Here is a 17,124-nt window from a genome sequence, read left to right as displayed (position 1 = left end):
TGAATCATAACGGCATATTGCTTGGAAAACGTCACTTCTTATACTCGCTCTCACCGATAATGGAGGTGGAAGGCTGGACGTTTACCATTGCCCCGGGCTTTAAGATGATCGCAGGCGGTAGTGCAAACCCCCTGCAGACATTGATCAGCGTATATCGCGAAAATGAAAAAGTAGCCCAACTTGTTCTCCACCATAGACGCTCGGAATCCGATGTAACTGTGCAAGCAGTCTCTAGTGAGGTCCTTTTGGAAATAGCTCCGGCGACGCGAACCGTAAGTGTGGCAGTGAAGCAGTAAGGCACTCTGAGCGGAGTGCTTTTTTGCTTTGCCTCATCGCGGCATAATGATGGCATAGATGTAGGAGGCGTGGATATGAAGTTGAATGAATGGAGTGTAGGTGCATTTCAGCTTACTTGGTTAAAAGGCGGTCTCACAAAGCTCGACGGGGGTGCGATGTTTGGTGTAGTACCTAAACCTTTGTGGAGCAAAAAATATCCGTCCAATGAACTCAATCAAATTCCGCTGAGAGCGGACCCCATTCTCGTAGAAGCGTATGGGAAGCGAATCCTGATCGAGGCGGGGATGGGCAACGGCCGCCTGACGGACAAGCAAAAGCGCAATTTTGGACTCGAGGAAGAGTCGCAAGTGATTGAAGCATTAGCTGCAAAGGGGCTGACCCCGGCAGATATCGATATCGTCGTGATGACACATATGCACTACGACCATTGCAACGGTCTGGTGAGTGTTCAGGATGGGCAGCTCGTTCCCACTTTCCCTCGCGCTGTGATTTACGTGCAGGAGCAGGAATGGGCGGAAATGAAGGAGCCCAACATTCGCTCACGCAATACATACTGGGAGGATAACTGGCGGCCAATCGAGCAGCTTGTACAGACCTATGGAGAGCAGTACGAGGTGCTGCCAGGGATTACGCTCCACCATACGGGCGGACATAGCCTGGGACATGCGATTGTGCGGATGGAGAGCGAAGGCGAGCTGGTGCTGCATCTCGCCGACATCATGCCCACGCATTCTCACCATAACCCTCTGTGGGTGATGGCGTACGACGATTATCCGATGACATCCATCTTCGCCAAGGAACAGTGGATCAAGAGCGGGATCGAGCAAGGAGCATGGTTTACGTTTTACCATGACGCCGTCTATCGCGTCGTAAAATGGAATGAGAAAGGCGAAATCATCGATCATATCGAGATTGAGCTGTAAAGAGAGCCGGGTGAATGCCCGGTTTTTTTTATTTTGATTGGCTATTATCGAAATATTGGTAAGCCTCATAGAAAATTTTCATAATCCAAAAATTTTGAATGCTCATTGACGAACCCCTTCCTCCTCTCTACAATGAGTACATCACAGAGCGTCTGTTCGGGAAGACACAGAGAGCAGAACAGTTGCCGAGGAGAGAGAGAATATGGGTAGGGTCACGACGATGTTAAAGGAGTTTCATCCGATCGTTTGGTCACTGGTGATCGGGACCGTGTTTGTGAGGGCTGCCAGCTCCATGAGCATGCCATTTTTGTTTTTGTACTTATCCAACAATACGGATATGGATCTGGCGACGATCGGGCTGCTGATTGGAGCTGGCCCGCTGGCAGGGACGGTGGGAGGATTTATTGCAGGGACACTTTCCGATCGAATCGGGCGCAGGCGAGTGATGCTGGGTGCCCTTTACGTCTGGACGTTCGTATTTCTGGGATTTGCGCTCAGCAAGAATCCGATGGTGCTTTTGCTGCTCAATATCGTAGGCGGTCTCTGTCGATCCTTCTACGAGCCGGTGTCTCAGGCCTTGATGGCGGATGTGACAGAGCCCGAAAAACGATTTCGCGTGTTCAGTCTTCGCTACACTGCGATCAACGTTGGGGTAGCGGTCGGGCCGATCGCTGGAGCAGTGCTCGCCAAGACATCGGTCGCCCTGCCTTTCCTGATTACCGCCATCATCTACCTGATATACGTGATCAGCTTGCAGGGGCTCTTGAACAAGTTTGGCATCAAGAAAATCGAGGGGCAAAAGAAAGAAGTCATCACGTTTAGACGTGCTTTCAGTGTCGTGGTGAACGACAAGGCGTTCCGCTTCTATATGATCGCCGGGATGCTGGGAGCGATCGGCTACTCACAGATGTCATCGACGCTGGCTAAATTCGCGGAGATGGCCGTAGCAAACGGGACAGAATTGTTTGCGATCCTGATGAGCATCAATGCCATCGTCGTCGTAGTCATGCAGCTTCCGCTCACGACCTGGGCAGAAAAAAAGACGCCCCTCACAGCCATCGTTGTGGGGAACGTCATGTACGCGATCGGCGATATCGGCTACGCCTTCGCCAATTCGTGGGTCATCTTCATCATCGCCATGGTCTTTTTCACGTTTGGCGAAATTCTCACCTTTACCTCCGGGGATGTACTGATTGACCGGATGGCGCCGGAAGGAATGCGAGGCAGCTACTATGGAGCGAAAAGCTTCAGCAGCGTGGGACAGTTTATCGGACCATGGATGGGTGGCGTTTTGCTCGCAGCTTACGGGGGAACGACCTTGTTCCTCGTCGTTGCAGCCTTTTCGATGGTCAGCAACGTCTTTCAGTGGGCCGGCCAGCGTGCCTATATCACAAGCACTGGCAAGTCGATTAACTACGCGCGGACCAACTCACTCTAACGCCTGCACCACACGTGCCGCCATTCGCTCGTAACCTGCGGTGTTCGGGTGGAAATGATCCGTGTACAGATACGATTTCTCTTTGCCGACAAACAAATCGTAGGTAGGAACGACGATCACATTCGAGTATTTCGCGGCGATCTGGGATGCGGTGTAGTTCCAGTCGATCACAGGTTTGATGGTATCGACCGAGGCTTCCGTGTCGCCAAACGGATTGTACAGCGTCGTGTAGACGATCGTCGCTTTGGGATTGACTGTGCGAATTTGTTTGATCACTTCTTCATAATTGGTCGTGAGCTGCTTGGTAGCCGCGGCCAATTTTTCTTTGTCAATGGTATAGAGACCACCCGTTTGCCGGAACATGTCATTCCCGCCGATGGTGAACAAGACGAGGTTGGCTTCACCTAGCAGCGATTTGACTTGCTCTTGTGACAGCTGCTTGACCAGATCGGTGGATTCCTGTCCGTTGATGGCGAGATTGGAGAACGTGATGGACGTTCCGAGCTTTTTCTCCAGTGCCTGACGGACGAGGCCTGCATAGCCCTGACCGTTGGCGTCGCCTGCTCCGCGAGTGAGAGAGTCACCCAGGGCGACGATTTTGTGCACTCCTTCAGCTGGCAGGGGTGATGTTTTCTGCGGTGTCTGAGATGGTGCTGTGGCTCGGGCGGGAGCCAACTGCTGAGGATCGAGGGCAAGAACAAATCCAGTCGCAAACAGCAAAAAGGAAGCAAAGGACAAGAGACCTGCCATTCGCCAGAGCAGTCTTCCGGATGTGCGCATCGGATACTCCTCCTATTTAAGTGTTGGTGGAAGATCGTGGTATAATGTGGTTGGACATCTTTTGACAGTGTACCATAATCAGATCGCTTCCGACAGGCAATGGAGCGGCAATGGAACAGGAGGGTGCACATTTGGCTGAAGTACTTTCTGTAAAAGGATTGCATAAAAAGATCGGCAAAAAACCGATCATTCACGATATCACCTTCGATGTCTTTTCAGGCGAGGTTTTTGGCTTTCTCGGGCCAAACGGTGCGGGGAAGACCACGACGATCCGCATGCTCGTCGGACTGGCTGCGGCAGATGGGGGAGAGATCCGAATAGGAGGAATTTCCCTGCAGGAAGAGTTTCCGCAGGCCATCGCTCAGGTTGGCTGCATCGTAGAAAACCCGGAGCTGTACAAATTCATGACAGGCCGGGAGAATCTGGAGCAATTTGCCCGCATGAGCGGCGGCATCTCCCCTGAGAGAATTGAGGAAATCGTGCGCTTTGTCGATCTGGAGCGTGCGATCGATGACAAGGTCAAGACGTACTCGCTCGGGATGCGGCAACGGCTCGGGATCGCCCAGGCACTTTTGCACCGACCCAAAATCCTCATCCTGGATGAACCGACGAATGGGCTGGACCCGGCAGGAATTCGGGAGATGCGCCAGTTTATCCGGAGACTTGCGGAGGAAGAGGGGCTTGCTGTTTTCATCTCCAGCCACCTGCTGAGTGAGATTGAAATGATGTGTGATCGAGTGGCGATCATCAGCCAGGGAAAGGTGATTTCAGTCGGACTGGTCAAGGAACTGATGGAGCAATTCGCCGATCAAGTGGATTGGACGGTACAAGCGGCGTCCTTACCCAAAACCATTGAAGTATTAAGAGGGCATCCGGCCGTAAAAGAGGTATGGGAAGCAGGTGAAGATCGTCTGAAGTGCCGCATGGACGTGGAGAGAGTCAGCGAAGTGAATCAGGCGATGGTGCGAGCGGGAATCCCCGTCATAGGGATCGCTACAAAGACGGTTACGCTGGAGGACCTGTTCCTTACGTTGACCGAAGGAGGCGGCAATCGAAGTGAGCATGCTGGGACTGGTACAAAATGAGACGATGAAGCTGCTTCGCAGGCGCCGCTTTCTCGTCGTGGTGCTGATTTTGGCGATCCTGATTCCGATTTTTACCTACGCGCAATACCGTTCCGTCCTAACCGCCCAGGAACGCATGGGGACTACCGATTGGCGGCCCCTGCTGACACAACAGATCGTGGACATGCAAAACAGGCTTGCATCCAGCCGTTTGCCCGATGAGTGGCGTGATTTCATCAAGGTACGGATTCAGCAGCAGCAGTACTACCTCGACCACGACATCAATCCGATGGCACCGGGAGGACCTACCTTTGCCCGCGGTTTTATGGATCAGGCTGTGTCGATGTTTCTGCCCATGATCATCGTTGTATTGGCGGTCGATCTGGTATCCGCCGAGTTTAGTGAAGGGACGATCAAGCTCCTGCTGACGAGGCCGGTGCGAAGGTGGAAGGTGTTGACCAGCAAGTACCTCACGCTGCTGCTGTTTACTTCACTCACGGTGCTGACGACGCTTCTGCTGGCATATGTGATGTCGGGTGTCGTCTTTGGTTATTCAGGGTGGACGCTGCCGATCCTGACGGGCTTCGAGGTGACGGGAGGGGAGCTGGAGACTTCTGGTGCCTTCATGATTCCCCAGTGGCAGTTTTTGCTTTTGCAGTACGGGTTAGGCTGGTTTGTGTGCGTCGTAGTGGGGACAGTGACTTTTATGGTCTCCGTGCTCGTGCGAAGCGCCGCTGCGGGAATGGGGATCATGATGGCCGCCTTGATCAGCGGTACGATTTTGACACAAATGGCCTCTTCATGGGAATCGTCCAAGTATTTGTTTGTGGTGAATCTGCAGCTGACGGATTATTTGAATGGGACGCTGCCGCCCATCAAAGGAATGACCTTGCCGTTTTCTTTGGCGGTGTTGACAATCTGGGCGATCGCCGCGCTGATTGTGGCGTATACCGTGTTCATCAGACGAGATGTGACTTCATGAGTCGATAGAAAGAAACCCGCTCTTGCTTCTAGTAGAGGCAAGAGCGGGTTTTAATGTGGGGAAGACTCGTTATTCATAAAGAGAAGTGGAACGCCAGATTTGATCGACCTCGCGGATGAGCATCAGGAGCATGGCATAAACGAGAAGGCCCATGATGACAAACGGAATGATCAAGAACAGAATGACGGGCGACCCGATGACAGCGAACAAAGGCATTGCGAACATGGAGAGAGTCAGCCATAGGTAGTATTTCCATCTATTTTCCGACTTTTCCGCAAGCTCAGGCGCGCCTGCCTCTCGAGCCACATAACCGAGGCCTTTGCATAGATGATAGATCATGTACAAACTCAATACGGTAGAGAGCAGCGAGACGAGGATGATCGGACCGCTCATGGATGCAGCTCCCGTCGTGGATACCTGATACGACGCAGGGAATTGGAACAGCTCGAGAATCGAAAACAAGAGCAGCGGGATGGTCGCGAACTTCGCATTGGCGAAATGCGAATGACTGGAGGACAGTTGGGAGAATCCTGCGTACGCGATGATATACCCGATCAAATCCGGTATGATATCAAATTGATTCAAACGTATATCCACAAAGACCAGTAACAGTCCCCAAAATATTTTGGACAATCCGGTCACAAAACGCACCTCCTTTACCAGCCGGCATGAAGCTTTTCTCATCATACCAAAAATGGATAAAAAAGGAAATGGTATGAACGGACCAGACTCCCTTTATTCCTTTTGTTTCTTCCTCGCGTAGAACTCGGCTGCCTTGTGGCGGTTTCCGCATGTCTCCATGCTGCACCAACGCCGTTTTCCGGATTTGGAGGTATCGATGAAGTGCAAAATGCAGTCTTCATGCTCGCAAGTCCGAATCCGTTCCTTGGATACCGTTTGCAGCGTGTGCACCATCGATGCCAAGACGTGATACGAGATGTGATCGTCGGTGCGGACACCTTCGTTTACCAACTCCAGACGTCCCTCTGAAGACAGCAGGGTAAGCCGTACGTTCATTTGTTCTGTCAAGGCTTGCATGTGCCGGATGACAATGGAGGAGATGCCGTCCCGCTCTATTTCGGAGAGAACCGCAAAACAAACGTCTCGGAGCGAACGAAGCACGGAAATGATGTGGTGATAGCGCTCCGCGTTTTCCAGCTCGCTCCGATCACTATCGCGCAGCAAATGATTTTCCTGCAGCCAGAGCATGACTTTCTCAGGGTCATCCAGCATATCTATGCGGCGCTTATTGATCGTGTTGACCAGATTGATCCAAATAGCTCCACCCAATGTATTTCGTGTGTGATTCAACGTCATTCACCTCTATTTTATTATAACCGCTAAAAAAGCATTTACAAGGTTTGGGAGATTGAGTATTCTATAACTGTTTAAAAGTTGTTTTGGTGGTTATGAAGGGGTGGTTAGCGATGGAACCAAGTGGTGAGCAAAGGCTGAGGGACAAATTTCAGACAGGGGGAATACGTGTAGGGCAAAAATTGACGCCGCTCCTTCGCAGATACGTGGAAGCGATGGAGTTCTTTTTCATCGCAACAGCGGACCGAAACGGGAACTGCGATTGCAGCTTTCGGGGCGGAGTGCCAGCGGTAAAGGCACTGGACGATGAGACGCTGCTCTTCCCGGACTATCCGGGGAATGGTGCTTTTCAAAGCTTGGGCAACATCTTGGAAAATCCCAGGATCGGCATGCTGTTCATTGATTTCTCTCATCAGCAGCGGCTCCGCATCAATGGCAAGGCAGAAGTGCTGGACGATCCTAGCCTGTGCGAGTGGTTTCCGGGCAGCATTCAAGTGGTCAGAGTAACGGTCGAGGAAGTGTATCGCAATTGCTCTGCGCGCATTCCGAAATTGGTGGGCATGTGAAAAAAGAAAGGGAGAGGGAAACGATGGCGATGACGAATGGGGTTTCACATGTGGGTTTGAGCGTGACGAATTTGGAGGAGAGCAAGGAATTTTTCACGGACGTTTTAGAATTCGAAGTCTTGCAGTATGAGGCTGGACACCATGCCTATGTGTCAGACGGTGCGACGATGATTACACTGTGGCAGACAGCCGATCAGGGGGCTGCGGTGAACGTAGCCGGTCTGCATCACCTGGCCCTGTCTGTGAAATCCATTGCCGTCCTGCGCCAAATCGAAGAACGCATGAAGCAGCGTAACATTCGTCTGCAGTTTGGAGGGATCGGTGTCAAAGGGCAAGAAGGGGGATATGTTGCTTTGTTCTGCTATGAGCCCAGTGGTATTCGAATCGAGCTGACCACAACGGAAAGAGACGTTGCCAAAGAGATTCCCATCATCGGTGGCTGCGGTGCGATCGAAGTGAAATAGCATCCCATAGAAAAAAGGACACGTGGCTATTCAAGCTCACGTGTCCTGCTGTTATTCCCAAGTCAATTGTTTTGCAGTTTCGATTAATTCATCCAGACTGATGCCATTGGCAGACATGACGACGTACAAGGACTGATTTTTTGCTTGCGCATTAAAGTGAACAGCGTGCTGCACGGTGGATGGCTTTGCGCCTTGCTGATCAAACGATACGCCGATCGCTTGCTCTTGGCCGACCGTAAACAACTCGGTAGCGGTAAACGTACCCGGAATGGAGAGGCTGCGTTTGCCGTGCGTGTTACGGACGACATCAATTTTAATCCAGCTCTTGTTGCGCTTGTAATCAGCAGTGAGTCGTGTAGCCTTTTGACTTGTCTCGGATTCGTACTGTACGGAAATATCCGAGACCGCGAATCCGTTTGCCGAAGATGCCAGCACGGGAACAGGCAAGTCAGATGCTTGTACAGCTGTCTCAATGTCAGAGAAGGTAGAAAGTGTGATCGCTGCTTTTTGAACGGATGGTGCTGGCGGCCCCACCACGGCTTTGGCAGATGCATTCTCGTCTGCTTCAGGGACGGATTGGGCAGTCAGCGAATAAACGGGCTCGCCAGATGCTGCGACGGATTGATCGGTCTCCTCCGTTGCTTTCGCTGCGCTTTTTCTGGCCTTTTCTTGATCAGCAAGGGCGATCGTCGTTTCTTTCTTGGCAGGCTCAGTAACGGGTGGAGTCACAACGCTGCTGCGAGCGGTTGGTTGTGATTCTGTGGCAGCCCGCGACTGGGGACTGATTGTTTTTGCCTGCTTATTCATGGCTATAGCAGATTCGGACATAACCGATGGAGTATCCGCTGCCTTCGGCGTTTGGGCGGCAGGAGCCTGCTGTTTTGCCAAAGTGCCCGCTGCAGCCGGAGCAGCATCGCTTGTCGCGAGAGAGTCTTGCACCGGGGCTTCCGATTTGGGAGCTTCCGGCTGGCTTTCCGCGTTGTACGCAATTCCTTGATTTGGAGAGCCGCTTGTCGCGCTTTGCGGCATGGAGGCCATCTGCGAATCATTGGATTGCAGCTGCTGGTATCCTGCCAGACCCACGATGAGCAAGACTGCTGCTGCGCTGACCCAGGCGAGTGAAGGGAAGCCTTTGGTTCGACGCTTGCTGCTTGCGAGCGGTGTCGGCGGTTGTAGCGATTCAGTAGCGGCATGAGGGGGCGTGCCTTTTCCGGCGTCCTGGTAGATGGCCTGCATGATTCTCTCTTCCAGGTTCACCGATGGTAAAGGAACCTCCTTCAAGAACTGCACCTCCTCGTCAGTTGTCATCTGTTCTTCAATCCATATGATGCAGTCCTCACATGTTTCTATATGAGAAATCACATCACTATCCGTGTCTTCTAACCATGCTTTTCTAAATGCCTGGCAGTTCATGTACGAGCCCCCCTTCCTTGCGGGTTAACAATTTTGCTAGTTCCTGGCGAGCGCGCAGATATCGGACGCGGGCAGTCGACTCGGCAATGCCGAGGAGTGACGCAATTTTTTCAAACGGATATTCATGCGTGCAGCGTAGCACGATTACTTCTCGATAAGTATCTGACAGTAAAGCGAATGCCTCTTCGATTTCACGGCGCTGCTCCTTGTTCATGAGCGATTCTTGAGGAGATTCTTCTCGTGTATTTGATGGCACATAGGCCAATTGCTCATCCGAATCATGAAACTTCCGGCGACGCAAGAAATCGATGCTCTTGTTGCGGGCAAGCGTGTGCAGCCACGAGGAAAATTGACTGTCCCCGCGAAAGGTAGACAGTTTTTCATACGCTTTAACAAATACTTCCTGAGTGAGATCCTCCGCATCGGAGCGATTGTTCACCATCTTGTAGATGAATACGTAGATCATATGCTGGTATCGTTGGATGAGGTCGCGATACCCTTCGATGTCGCCCTGAAGAATCCGCTGAATGATTTCGGCGTCGGATTGCATTGAATCTCCGGCCTCCCTTCCCTCTATGAGACGCTGGTATTTTTAAAACGTTTCAAACCAGCGTTTCCATTTCTATAATATCGTATGGATAGCCTTGTTCCACGAGAAAAAGCTGACGATGGAGTGAAAATTCCTGCTCTCGGGTATCTCGTGTCACAAGCGTATAAAAGTGCGCCTTGTTTTCATCGGTCTTTGGGCGCAGAATTCGCCCGAGTCGCTGCGCTTCTTCTTGTCTGGAGCCGAACGTTCCGGATATTTGGATCGCGACGTTTGCGTCTGGCAAGTCTACTGCGAAGTTGGCGACCTTTGAAACGATGAGGCGCTTGATTTTCCCCTGTTTAAATTGCTGGTACAGCAACTCCCTTTCGCTCTCTGGCACTTTCCCCGTAATCAGAGGAAGCTGAAGGGCATTTGCCATGTGATCCAGCTGATCGACGTATTGCCCGATGATCAGCACCTGGTCATTAGGGTGCTGTTCGAGCAGGTAACGGACGACTTCCAGCTTTCTCGGGTTCTCGGCAGCGATGCGAAATTTTTGCCGAGCGCTGGCACGCGCGTATGCTTCCCGCCATTTGGATTCAAACGGCAGGCGGATTTCCTTGCAGCGGGCCTCGGCAATCCATCCCTGTTCCTCCATCATTTTCCAAGGAACTTCATATTTTTTAGGACCAATCAGGGTAAAGACGTCTTCCTCACGCCCGTCCTCACGAACAAGCGTAGCCGTCAAACCCAGCCGCCGCGTGGCCTGAATGCCGGATGTGACCCGAAAAACCGGCGCTGGCAGCAAATGAACCTCATCGTAAATAATAAGCCCCCAGTCGCGCTCTGAAAAGAGTTTCATGTGAGGAAATTCATCCTCGGCGCTGGGACGGTAGGTCAATATTTGATAAGTAGCGACTGTGATCGGCTTGACTTCCTTGCGATCACCCGTGTATTCCCCGATCTGCGAAGGATCCAAATCCGTTTTGTCGAGGAGCTCTGCTATCCACTGGCGAACCGATGTGGTGTTTGTTGTCAAAATCAGGGTAGCTGTCTGCAATTGACAGATGGCACCGAGGCCAATCACGGTTTTCCCTGCTCCGCACGGCAGCACCAAGGTTCCGCTCCCGCCTGTCGCCGCTCCTCCAGAGTGAAACGTGTGTACCGCTTCCTCCTGATAGGGGCGAAGGGAAAAAGAACGTCCGCTCGATGTGATGGCTCTCCATTGTATCGGGCAGCTTTCACCCGTGCTGTAGCCCGCAAGGTCTTGCACGGGATAGCCGAGGTGAATGAGCTCTTGCTTGATCAACCCGCGAGCGTATGGCTTGATGACATACCCGTCGCCGCGTGATTCTTCTATTAATTGGGTAATCGATTTATACGCCAGAAGCTCTGCTAGCAAGAGAGGATCTTCGCTTTTCAGAATCATGTCGTCCACTGACTTTTCCAGACGGATGCGACCATAACGGCACATCGTTTCCTCGATTTCTTTGACGATTGTGGGAGGAACTCCGTATTTACTATACGTGCCAAGCGCGCCGGATACCTGCTCGTGCGTCAGTCCGCTTGCAGCGGCATTCCACAGAGACAGGGGAGTAATCCGATACGTGTGCATGTATTCCGGACTTTTGATCAGTTCGGCGAAGCCGTGGAGGGCTTGTCTCGCCTCAGCAAATAATGGATGCTGCGTCTCCAGCAGAATCGTTCGGTCACTTTGCACGATCATGGGCAAATCTGGACGGTAAGACAAGTGATGCCACCTCACTAGCAAGCTGCATATTCATTCAGAACCATGGTATCACAATCGGGAAAAGAAAGAAAAACGAAGAGGTAACATTTGTCCCAGGGTGGGAAACAATATCCCAAAGGAAGGACGGAAGGGAGGGCGATGAGATGCTTTCGACCTGGTTTAACTTGGGGATGGTCATCATCCTCGTGCTCCTCAATGGCTTTTTTGTGGCGACCGAATTCGCCGTCGTCAAGGTGAGGGAATCGCGGATATCGCAGCTGGTCGCAGAAGGGAATGGCAATGCGGTAAATGTAGAAAAGGTGCTGCACAATCTGGATGCGTATCTCTCTGCCTGTCAGCTGGGGATCACTCTCGCTTCGCTCGGACTCGGGTGGTTGGGAGAGCCCGCTGTCGCCCAATTGCTGCACCCTGTTTTTCGCTACTTCGGACTAAACGAGACACTGACCAGCAGCATTTCCTTTATTATTGCGTTCTCTGTCATTACCTTTTTGCATATCGTGCTAGGGGAGCTTGCCCCGAAGACATTGGCCATTCAAAAGACAGAAACGATCGTGCTGGCCGTGGCGAAGCCGATCATGTGGTTCCACAAAATCATGTATCCGTTCATCGCGCTCTTGAACTGGTCCGCTTCCCGATTTCTCGCGTTGTTTCATATCTCGATGGAGCCGCACCAGGAGGCGCATACCGAGGAGGAAATCCGCATCCTGGTGAATGAGAGCCACAAAAGCGGATTGATCGACAATACGGAAATGATGCTGGTAGATAATATCTTCGACTTCTCCGAAACGATGGCACGCGAAATCATGGTGCCCCGGACAGACATGGTCGTGCTCAATATTCGTGATCCTTTCGAGGAAAACGTGAGGCTGGTGCAAAATGGACGCTTTACCCGTTATCCGGTCGTCGACGGGGACAAAGATCATGTGGTAGGGAGCTTGCACATCAAAGACATGCTGACCGGTCTTTTGGAAGGAGAGCAGCGCGATCTGCAGTCACTGATGCGTTCGGTGCTGACCGTTCCCGAGACGATATCCATAAGCCGTCTGCTCACGATGCTCCAAAAGCAGCGTGGCCAGCTGGCGATCATCATCGACGAGTATGGAGGTACCGCCGGGTTGGTGACGCTCGAGGACATCATGGAAGAAATCGTGGGAGACATCCAGGATGAATTCGATGACGAGCGGCCAGAGGTGGAACGAAAAGACAACATCCTCTCCCTTGATGGACGCATGCTGTTGGAAGAAGTGAGCGATTATCTGGACATCGATCTGGAGTCGAACGAGGTAGACACGCTCGCAGGCTGGATTTACATGCAATTTGATCACTCGCCGCGGGTAGGGGATATGGTGAAGAAGGGAAATTACCAATTCTTTGTTGAAGAAGTGGATCATTATCGGATCACGCGCGTCATTGTGAAAAAGCTGCCTGTCGAGGAAGCAGTGGTGGATTCCTGAGCGGATCCATCCCTGCTTTTATTTGCATATCAATATACACGAAAGGTATATATCAATAAGTTAATCGAGTAATTTGGACTAAAAAGGGAAGAAAGATCGGCATTAATTTCTTGGGAATGCTTTTAAAAATATTGATGAAAAAATCTTTTCTGCGTAGTATAATGAGTCAGAGTTTCCAAGTTAGCTAGTAGTATAGTCGTAAGTAGAAAGTAGCGAAGCAGAGCCTAGAGGAGGAAGTTGAGATGAGACGAGCAGTCAGTATGGGACTGACCGCGTTGCTGGCATTTTCTTTGGCAGCATGCGGCAATCAAACAGGTGGAACAACCCAGCCAACCGCAGCAAAGCCAAGTGAAGGGCAGCAAACGGTAAAATTGGGTTTGACGCAATTCGTGGAGCATCCGGCATTGGATGCCATTCACCAAGGGATTTTGGATGGATTGAAAGGTTCTGGCTTTGAAGAAGGAAAGAATCTGGAAGTGGATTTCCAAAATGCCCACGGAGACATGAACAACACCGTTTCCATTGCGCAAAAATACGCTGGTGACAAAAAGGATTTGGTCGTGGCCATCGCCACTCCATCCGCACAAGCAGCAGCAAAAGCCATTACTGACAAGCCTGTCGTATTCAGTGCCGTAACAGATCCGCTGTCGGCACAGCTGGTCAGCAGTTTGGAGAAGCCAGACGGCAATGTGACCGGTACCTCAGATAAAGTATCCATGGAACAACAACTGCAGCTGATCAAAAAGTTCCTGCCCAACTTGAAAAAGCTGGGAGTGATCTACACGACTTCTGAGGTGAACTCTGAAGTGCAAGTGAAGGATCTCGAGGCAGCTGCCAGCAAAGAAGGCATCGAAATCGTCAAAGCAGGCATTTCGCAGCTGTCAGAAGTACAACTGGCGGCAAGCGGACTGACAGCGAAGTCCGAAGCCTTGTTCATTCCGATCGACAACACCGTCGTTTCTGCGTTTGAAGCTGTTTTGGGTGCAGCCGAGCAGAGCAAGATTCCAGTCTTTGCTTCTGATACGGACACCGTAAAACGCGGCGCGGTAGCCACCTATGGAATTGATTATTACGGCATGGGTAAACAGACCGGTGAGATGGCAGCGCGGGTTCTGAAAGGACAAGCGGTAGCCGATACGCCTGTAGAGATTTCCAAACAAGCCGAACTATACATCAATGAAACGGCAGCCCAGAAGTTTGGACTCCAAGTATCCGATGAGCTCAAACAGCAGGCGAAAGAAATCATCAAGTAAAAAGAGAGCTCCAAGCTCTCTTTTTTCTTCTTTTAAAAATGTTTTACGCGTGTTAAAATTGAGAAAAAATTTTTGGGGGGTTATTGATCAAAATGTTCAAACAAAAGAGACCTATGAAAATGATTCAGAGTATTTTATTTCCTTTGCTGCTTTTGTCCGTCACCGCGTGTGGACAGCAAAGCGCCACTCCGGCTAACAACCAAAGCCCGGCGCCAGCATCCAACAATGCGCCAGCACCAGCAGCTGACAAGCAACTGACCATCGGGATCTCCCAATTCGTCGAGCACCCTGCTTTAGACGCAGCGCGTGAAGGCTTTATCGCCGAGCTGGCAAAAAAAGGATATGAGCAAGACAAGCAAGTGAAAATTGACGTGAAATCTGCGCAAGGCAGCATGGATACCGCGATTTCCATCGCTCAAAAGTTTGAAGCGGACAAGGTAGACCTGGTGCTGGCAATTGCGACACCATCGGCCCAAGCGGCAGCGCAAACAAGCAAAGAGATTCCGGTATTGTTCACAGCGGTAACGGATCCAGTGGAAGCTGGACTGGTAAAAGCGATGGAAAAACCTGAAGGCAACGTAACGGGAACCTCTGACATGAATCCAGTGGAAGAACAGCTGAAGCTGATCAAAGAATTGAAAGCCGATGCCAAATCGGTAGGAATCATTTACAGCTCTGGAGAAGTAAATTCCAAGGTACAGGTGGATGCAGCCAAGGCTGTAGCAGACAAACTCGGTCTGACGATCCAGGAAGCGGCGATCACCAGCGCTACAGAAGTGAAGCAAGCGGCTGAATCCATGGTAGGGAAAGTGGATGCCTACTACATCCCAACTGACAACCTGGTCGTTTCTTCGATCGCAGCGGTACTGGGTGTAGCAGAGTCTCAAAAGCTTCCTGTCATCGCGGGTGAAGAAAACTCCGTGAAGAGCGGTGCGATTGCCACTTACGGGATTGATTACTCCAAATTGGGTGCCCAAACAGCGGATATGGCTGTGAAAATCTTGAAAGGCGAAGCGAAACCAGGCGACATGGCTGTGGAAGTGCAAGCCGATATGAAGCTGGTATTGAACAAGAAAGCTGCGGAAAAAATGGGAGTGACCATTCCGCAAGCGATGCTCGACCGCGCAGGAGAAGTGGTAGAGTAATACACGCAGTAACAGGAGGACTTCTTCTATGAATCTGGCAATAATGGGAGCAATCGAACAGGGCTTGCTTTTCGGAATATTGGCCCTGGGCGTCTATCTGACCTTTCGCATTCTGAACGTACCTGATCTGACCGTAGACGGTAGCTTCGCCCTGGGCGGTGCGATTGCGGCGAAGTTTATCATCGACGGAACCAATCCTTATCTGGCTACACTGCTGGCCTTTGTGGTCGGCGGCGCAGCAGGGGCTTTTACCGGTATCCTGCATACCAAAGGGAAAGTCAACGCCCTTTTGGCAGGGATCTTGACCATGATCGCCCTGTATTCGATTAATCTGCGCATCATGGGCAAAGCCAACCTGCCTCTCTTGCGGGAGGATACGCTGTTCACCTACGTCAAGGATCTGAGTGTTCCGAACCTTGCTGTTGGCGGAGTCACGATTTTGACGGGTGTAGCAATCGTGTTTCTGGTAGGCGTCCTGGTTTTGAAGCTGGTGATGGACTGGTTCCTGCATACCGACATCGGATTGGATCTGCGTGCGACCGGGGACAACCCGAAAATGATCCGCAGCTTTGGTGTCAATACAGACACGACTACGATCGTAGGCTTGGCACTCTCCAACGGACTGGTCGCAGTCTCTGGAGCTTGGGTAGCCCAGTATCAGGGCTTCGCCGACGTCGGCATGGGGATCGGGATGATTGTCATTGGTCTTGCTTCTGTTATTGTCGGGGAAGTATTGTTCGGAAGCTCCTCCATTTTCCGGGTGACACTGGCTGTCGTTCTCGGATCGATTGTTTATCGTCTCGTCATCGCTTTGGCTCTGCAGGCGGGTCTCAACCCGTCCGACATGAAGCTGATCACAGCCTTGATCGTGATTATCGCCCTGACTGTTCCGACGATCGCCAAGGGAATTTGGAAGAAACAGGCGGTACGCTCGGTGAAGGGGGGAAGCAGCGATGCTTAAGATTTCAGGTGTAAATAAAGTTTTTAATGCTGGGACGGTCAACGAAAAGATTGCCCTGCGCGATGTCAATCTGCATGTGAAGCCGGGAGAATTCATCACGGTCATCGGGAGTAACGGTGCCGGGAAGTCTACGATGATGAACATCATTTCCGGAGGTCTGCTGCCGGATGAGGGCAGCATCACGATCGACGGGAAAGATGTGACCCGCATGGGAGAGCATCAGCGTGCCTCTCTGATCGGCCGCGTGTTCCAGGACCCGATGGCCGGTACTGCGCCGAACATGACGATCGAGGAAAACCTCGCGATCGCACTCGCGCGAGGACAGCGCCGAAAGCTGTCCTTTGGAGTGAACAGCCACAAACGGGAGCTGTTCCGCGAGCAGTTGAAGCAGCTGGACCAAGGGCTCGAAAATCGCCTGAAAACAAAAGTCGGCTTTCTCTCCGGAGGACAAAGGCAAGCACTCAGCCTCCTGATGGCGACCTTTACCGAGCCGAAGATCCTGCTCCTCGACGAGCATACGGCGGCACTGGACCCCAAGCGGGCGCAGCTGATTGTCGAGCTGACGGAAAAGATCGTGGAGCGTCATACGCTGACGACGATCATGGTCACCCACAACATGGAGCAGGCATTGAACATGGGAAACCGTTTGCTGATGCTGCATGACGGTGGCATCATCCTCGACATTCCGGACGAAAAGAAACGCACGATGAAACCTCAGGATCTGCTGCGAGCCTTTGAAACGGCCCGCGGTGGAGAAAGCTTTAACGAAGACCGTTTCTTGTTGACCTAGT

At 51.7% G+C, this 17,124-nt stretch carries 17 protein-coding genes; 11 read left to right on the top strand and 6 right to left on the bottom strand.

Going from position 1 to position 17,124, the window contains the following annotated elements; all coding sequences use genetic code 11:
* The first annotated feature begins 371 nt into the window (after positions 1-371).
* A complete protein-coding gene (locus tag JNE38_RS21095; RefSeq protein WP_203353120.1) occupies positions 372-1,220 on the top strand; it encodes a YtnP family quorum-quenching lactonase in 849 nt (282 codons plus the stop codon).
* A gap of 202 nt (positions 1,221-1,422) precedes the next feature.
* The gene (locus tag JNE38_RS21090) at positions 1,423-2,658 is read left to right on the top strand and encodes an MDR family MFS transporter (protein WP_238933405.1); all 1,236 of its coding nucleotides are present in this window, start codon (positions 1,423-1,425) and stop codon (positions 2,656-2,658) included.
* Here the strand turns inward: JNE38_RS21090 and JNE38_RS21085 are convergent.
* Positions 2,650-3,438 (bottom strand): GDSL-type esterase/lipase family protein, encoded by a 789-nt coding sequence (locus JNE38_RS21085; RefSeq protein WP_203353119.1) that lies wholly within the window; start codon positions 3,436-3,438, stop codon positions 2,650-2,652. The two genes, JNE38_RS21090 and JNE38_RS21085, sit on opposite strands and share 9 nt — an antisense overlap.
* 131 nt (positions 3,439-3,569) lie before the next feature.
* On the opposite strand from JNE38_RS21085, the gene JNE38_RS21080 reads away from it, so the two are divergent.
* Both JNE38_RS21080 and JNE38_RS21075 read left to right on the top strand, forming a co-directional pair.
* On the top strand, positions 3,570-4,523 hold the full coding sequence (locus JNE38_RS21080; protein ID WP_203353118.1) for an ABC transporter ATP-binding protein: 954 nt from the start codon (positions 3,570-3,572) through the stop codon (positions 4,521-4,523).
* The gene (locus JNE38_RS21075; RefSeq protein ID WP_203357671.1) at positions 4,501-5,484 is read left to right on the top strand and encodes an ABC transporter permease; all 984 of its coding nucleotides are present in this window, start codon (positions 4,501-4,503) and stop codon (positions 5,482-5,484) included. Before JNE38_RS21080 ends, JNE38_RS21075 begins: the two co-directional genes overlap by 23 nt.
* 69 nt (positions 5,485-5,553) lie before the next feature.
* Here the strand turns inward: JNE38_RS21075 and JNE38_RS21070 are convergent, their stop codons facing one another.
* Both JNE38_RS21070 and JNE38_RS21065 read right to left on the bottom strand, forming a co-directional pair.
* Entirely contained in the window at positions 5,554-6,126 is a 573-nt protein-coding gene (locus JNE38_RS21070; protein WP_203353117.1) for a hypothetical protein, read from the bottom strand.
* 93 nt (positions 6,127-6,219) lie between these two features.
* Positions 6,220-6,795 carry a CGNR zinc finger domain-containing protein gene (locus JNE38_RS21065; protein ID WP_238933404.1) on the bottom strand — a complete coding sequence of 192 codons (576 nt, stop codon included), beginning with the start codon at positions 6,793-6,795 and terminating at the stop codon, positions 6,220-6,222.
* A gap of 116 nt (positions 6,796-6,911) precedes the next feature.
* Between JNE38_RS21065 and JNE38_RS21060 the strand changes: the two genes are divergently transcribed.
* Positions 6,912-7,364 (top strand): pyridoxamine 5'-phosphate oxidase family protein, encoded by a 453-nt coding sequence (locus JNE38_RS21060; protein ID WP_203353115.1) that lies wholly within the window; start codon positions 6,912-6,914, stop codon positions 7,362-7,364.
* A 23-nt stretch (positions 7,365-7,387) separates the two neighbouring features.
* Positions 7,388-7,828: a VOC family protein gene (locus JNE38_RS21055; RefSeq protein WP_203353114.1), complete on the top strand. Its 441-nt coding sequence runs from the start codon at positions 7,388-7,390 to the stop codon at positions 7,826-7,828.
* Between the two features lie 51 nt (positions 7,829-7,879).
* Here the strand turns inward: JNE38_RS21055 and JNE38_RS21050 are convergent, their stop codons facing one another.
* From JNE38_RS21050 to JNE38_RS21040, 3 genes are all read right to left on the bottom strand, one after another.
* Positions 7,880-9,118: a hypothetical protein gene (locus JNE38_RS21050; protein ID WP_343071711.1), complete on the bottom strand. Its 1,239-nt coding sequence runs from the start codon at positions 9,116-9,118 to the stop codon at positions 7,880-7,882.
* 103 nt (positions 9,119-9,221) lie between these two features.
* Positions 9,222-9,791, bottom strand: coding sequence for an RNA polymerase sigma factor (locus JNE38_RS21045; RefSeq protein ID WP_203353112.1), 570 nt, complete (start codon positions 9,789-9,791; stop codon positions 9,222-9,224).
* Between the two features lie 52 nt (positions 9,792-9,843).
* Positions 9,844-11,520, bottom strand: a complete 1,677-nt coding sequence (locus tag JNE38_RS21040; RefSeq protein ID WP_238933402.1) for a DNA repair helicase XPB — start codon at positions 11,518-11,520, stop codon at positions 9,844-9,846.
* A 143-nt stretch (positions 11,521-11,663) separates the two neighbouring features.
* On the opposite strand from JNE38_RS21040, the gene JNE38_RS21035 reads away from it, so the two are divergent.
* From JNE38_RS21035 to JNE38_RS21015, 5 genes are all read left to right on the top strand, one after another.
* Complete coding sequence (locus JNE38_RS21035; protein WP_203353111.1) at positions 11,664-12,974, top strand: hemolysin family protein; 1,311 nt, start codon at positions 11,664-11,666, stop codon at positions 12,972-12,974.
* A gap of 242 nt (positions 12,975-13,216) precedes the next feature.
* Positions 13,217-14,227: an ABC transporter substrate-binding protein gene (locus tag JNE38_RS21030; RefSeq protein ID WP_203353110.1), complete on the top strand. Its 1,011-nt coding sequence runs from the start codon at positions 13,217-13,219 to the stop codon at positions 14,225-14,227.
* Between the two features lie 92 nt (positions 14,228-14,319).
* Positions 14,320-15,372 carry an ABC transporter substrate-binding protein gene (locus JNE38_RS21025; protein ID WP_203353109.1) on the top strand — a complete coding sequence of 351 codons (1,053 nt, stop codon included), beginning with the start codon at positions 14,320-14,322 and terminating at the stop codon, positions 15,370-15,372.
* Positions 15,373-15,400: 28 nt separating this feature from the next.
* Positions 15,401-16,333 carry an ABC transporter permease gene (locus tag JNE38_RS21020; protein ID WP_203353108.1) on the top strand — a complete coding sequence of 311 codons (933 nt, stop codon included), beginning with the start codon at positions 15,401-15,403 and terminating at the stop codon, positions 16,331-16,333.
* Positions 16,326-17,123 carry an ABC transporter ATP-binding protein gene (locus tag JNE38_RS21015; RefSeq protein WP_203353107.1) on the top strand — a complete coding sequence of 266 codons (798 nt, stop codon included), beginning with the start codon at positions 16,326-16,328 and terminating at the stop codon, positions 17,121-17,123. Before JNE38_RS21020 ends, JNE38_RS21015 begins: the two co-directional genes overlap by 8 nt.
* The last annotated feature ends 1 nt before the right edge of the window (position 17,124 follow it).

Origin of the sequence: Brevibacillus choshinensis (assembly GCF_016811915.1) — a bacterium.
In the GTDB taxonomy this organism is placed as follows: Bacteria; Bacillota; Bacilli; order Brevibacillales; family Brevibacillaceae; genus Brevibacillus; species Brevibacillus choshinensis_A.
This window is presented reverse-complemented; position numbering and strand designations above follow the sequence as displayed.

Excerpts from the sequence above, each read along its gene's own strand:
- JNE38_RS21095 (WP_203353120.1), top strand. The coding sequence starts at position 372 with ATGAAGTTGAATGAATGGAGTGTAGGTGCATTTCAGCTTACTTGGTTA.
- JNE38_RS21090 (WP_238933405.1), top strand. The coding sequence starts at position 1,423 with ATGGGTAGGGTCACGACGATGTTAAAGGAGTTTCATCCGATCGTTTGG.
- JNE38_RS21085 (WP_203353119.1), bottom strand. The coding sequence starts at position 3,438 with ATGCGCACATCCGGAAGACTGCTCTGGCGAATGGCAGGTCTCTTGTCC.
- JNE38_RS21075 (WP_203357671.1), top strand. The coding sequence starts at position 4,501 with ATGCTGGGACTGGTACAAAATGAGACGATGAAGCTGCTTCGCAGGCGC.
- JNE38_RS21060 (WP_203353115.1), top strand. The coding sequence starts at position 6,912 with ATGGAACCAAGTGGTGAGCAAAGGCTGAGGGACAAATTTCAGACAGGG.
- JNE38_RS21055 (WP_203353114.1), top strand. The coding sequence starts at position 7,388 with ATGGCGATGACGAATGGGGTTTCACATGTGGGTTTGAGCGTGACGAAT.
- JNE38_RS21045 (WP_203353112.1), bottom strand. The coding sequence starts at position 9,791 with ATGCAATCCGACGCCGAAATCATTCAGCGGATTCTTCAGGGCGACATC.
- JNE38_RS21035 (WP_203353111.1), top strand. The coding sequence starts at position 11,664 with ATGCTTTCGACCTGGTTTAACTTGGGGATGGTCATCATCCTCGTGCTC.
- JNE38_RS21030 (WP_203353110.1), top strand. The coding sequence starts at position 13,217 with ATGAGACGAGCAGTCAGTATGGGACTGACCGCGTTGCTGGCATTTTCT.
- JNE38_RS21025 (WP_203353109.1), top strand. The coding sequence starts at position 14,320 with ATGTTCAAACAAAAGAGACCTATGAAAATGATTCAGAGTATTTTATTT.
- JNE38_RS21020 (WP_203353108.1), top strand. The coding sequence starts at position 15,401 with ATGAATCTGGCAATAATGGGAGCAATCGAACAGGGCTTGCTTTTCGGA.
- JNE38_RS21015 (WP_203353107.1), top strand. The coding sequence starts at position 16,326 with ATGCTTAAGATTTCAGGTGTAAATAAAGTTTTTAATGCTGGGACGGTC.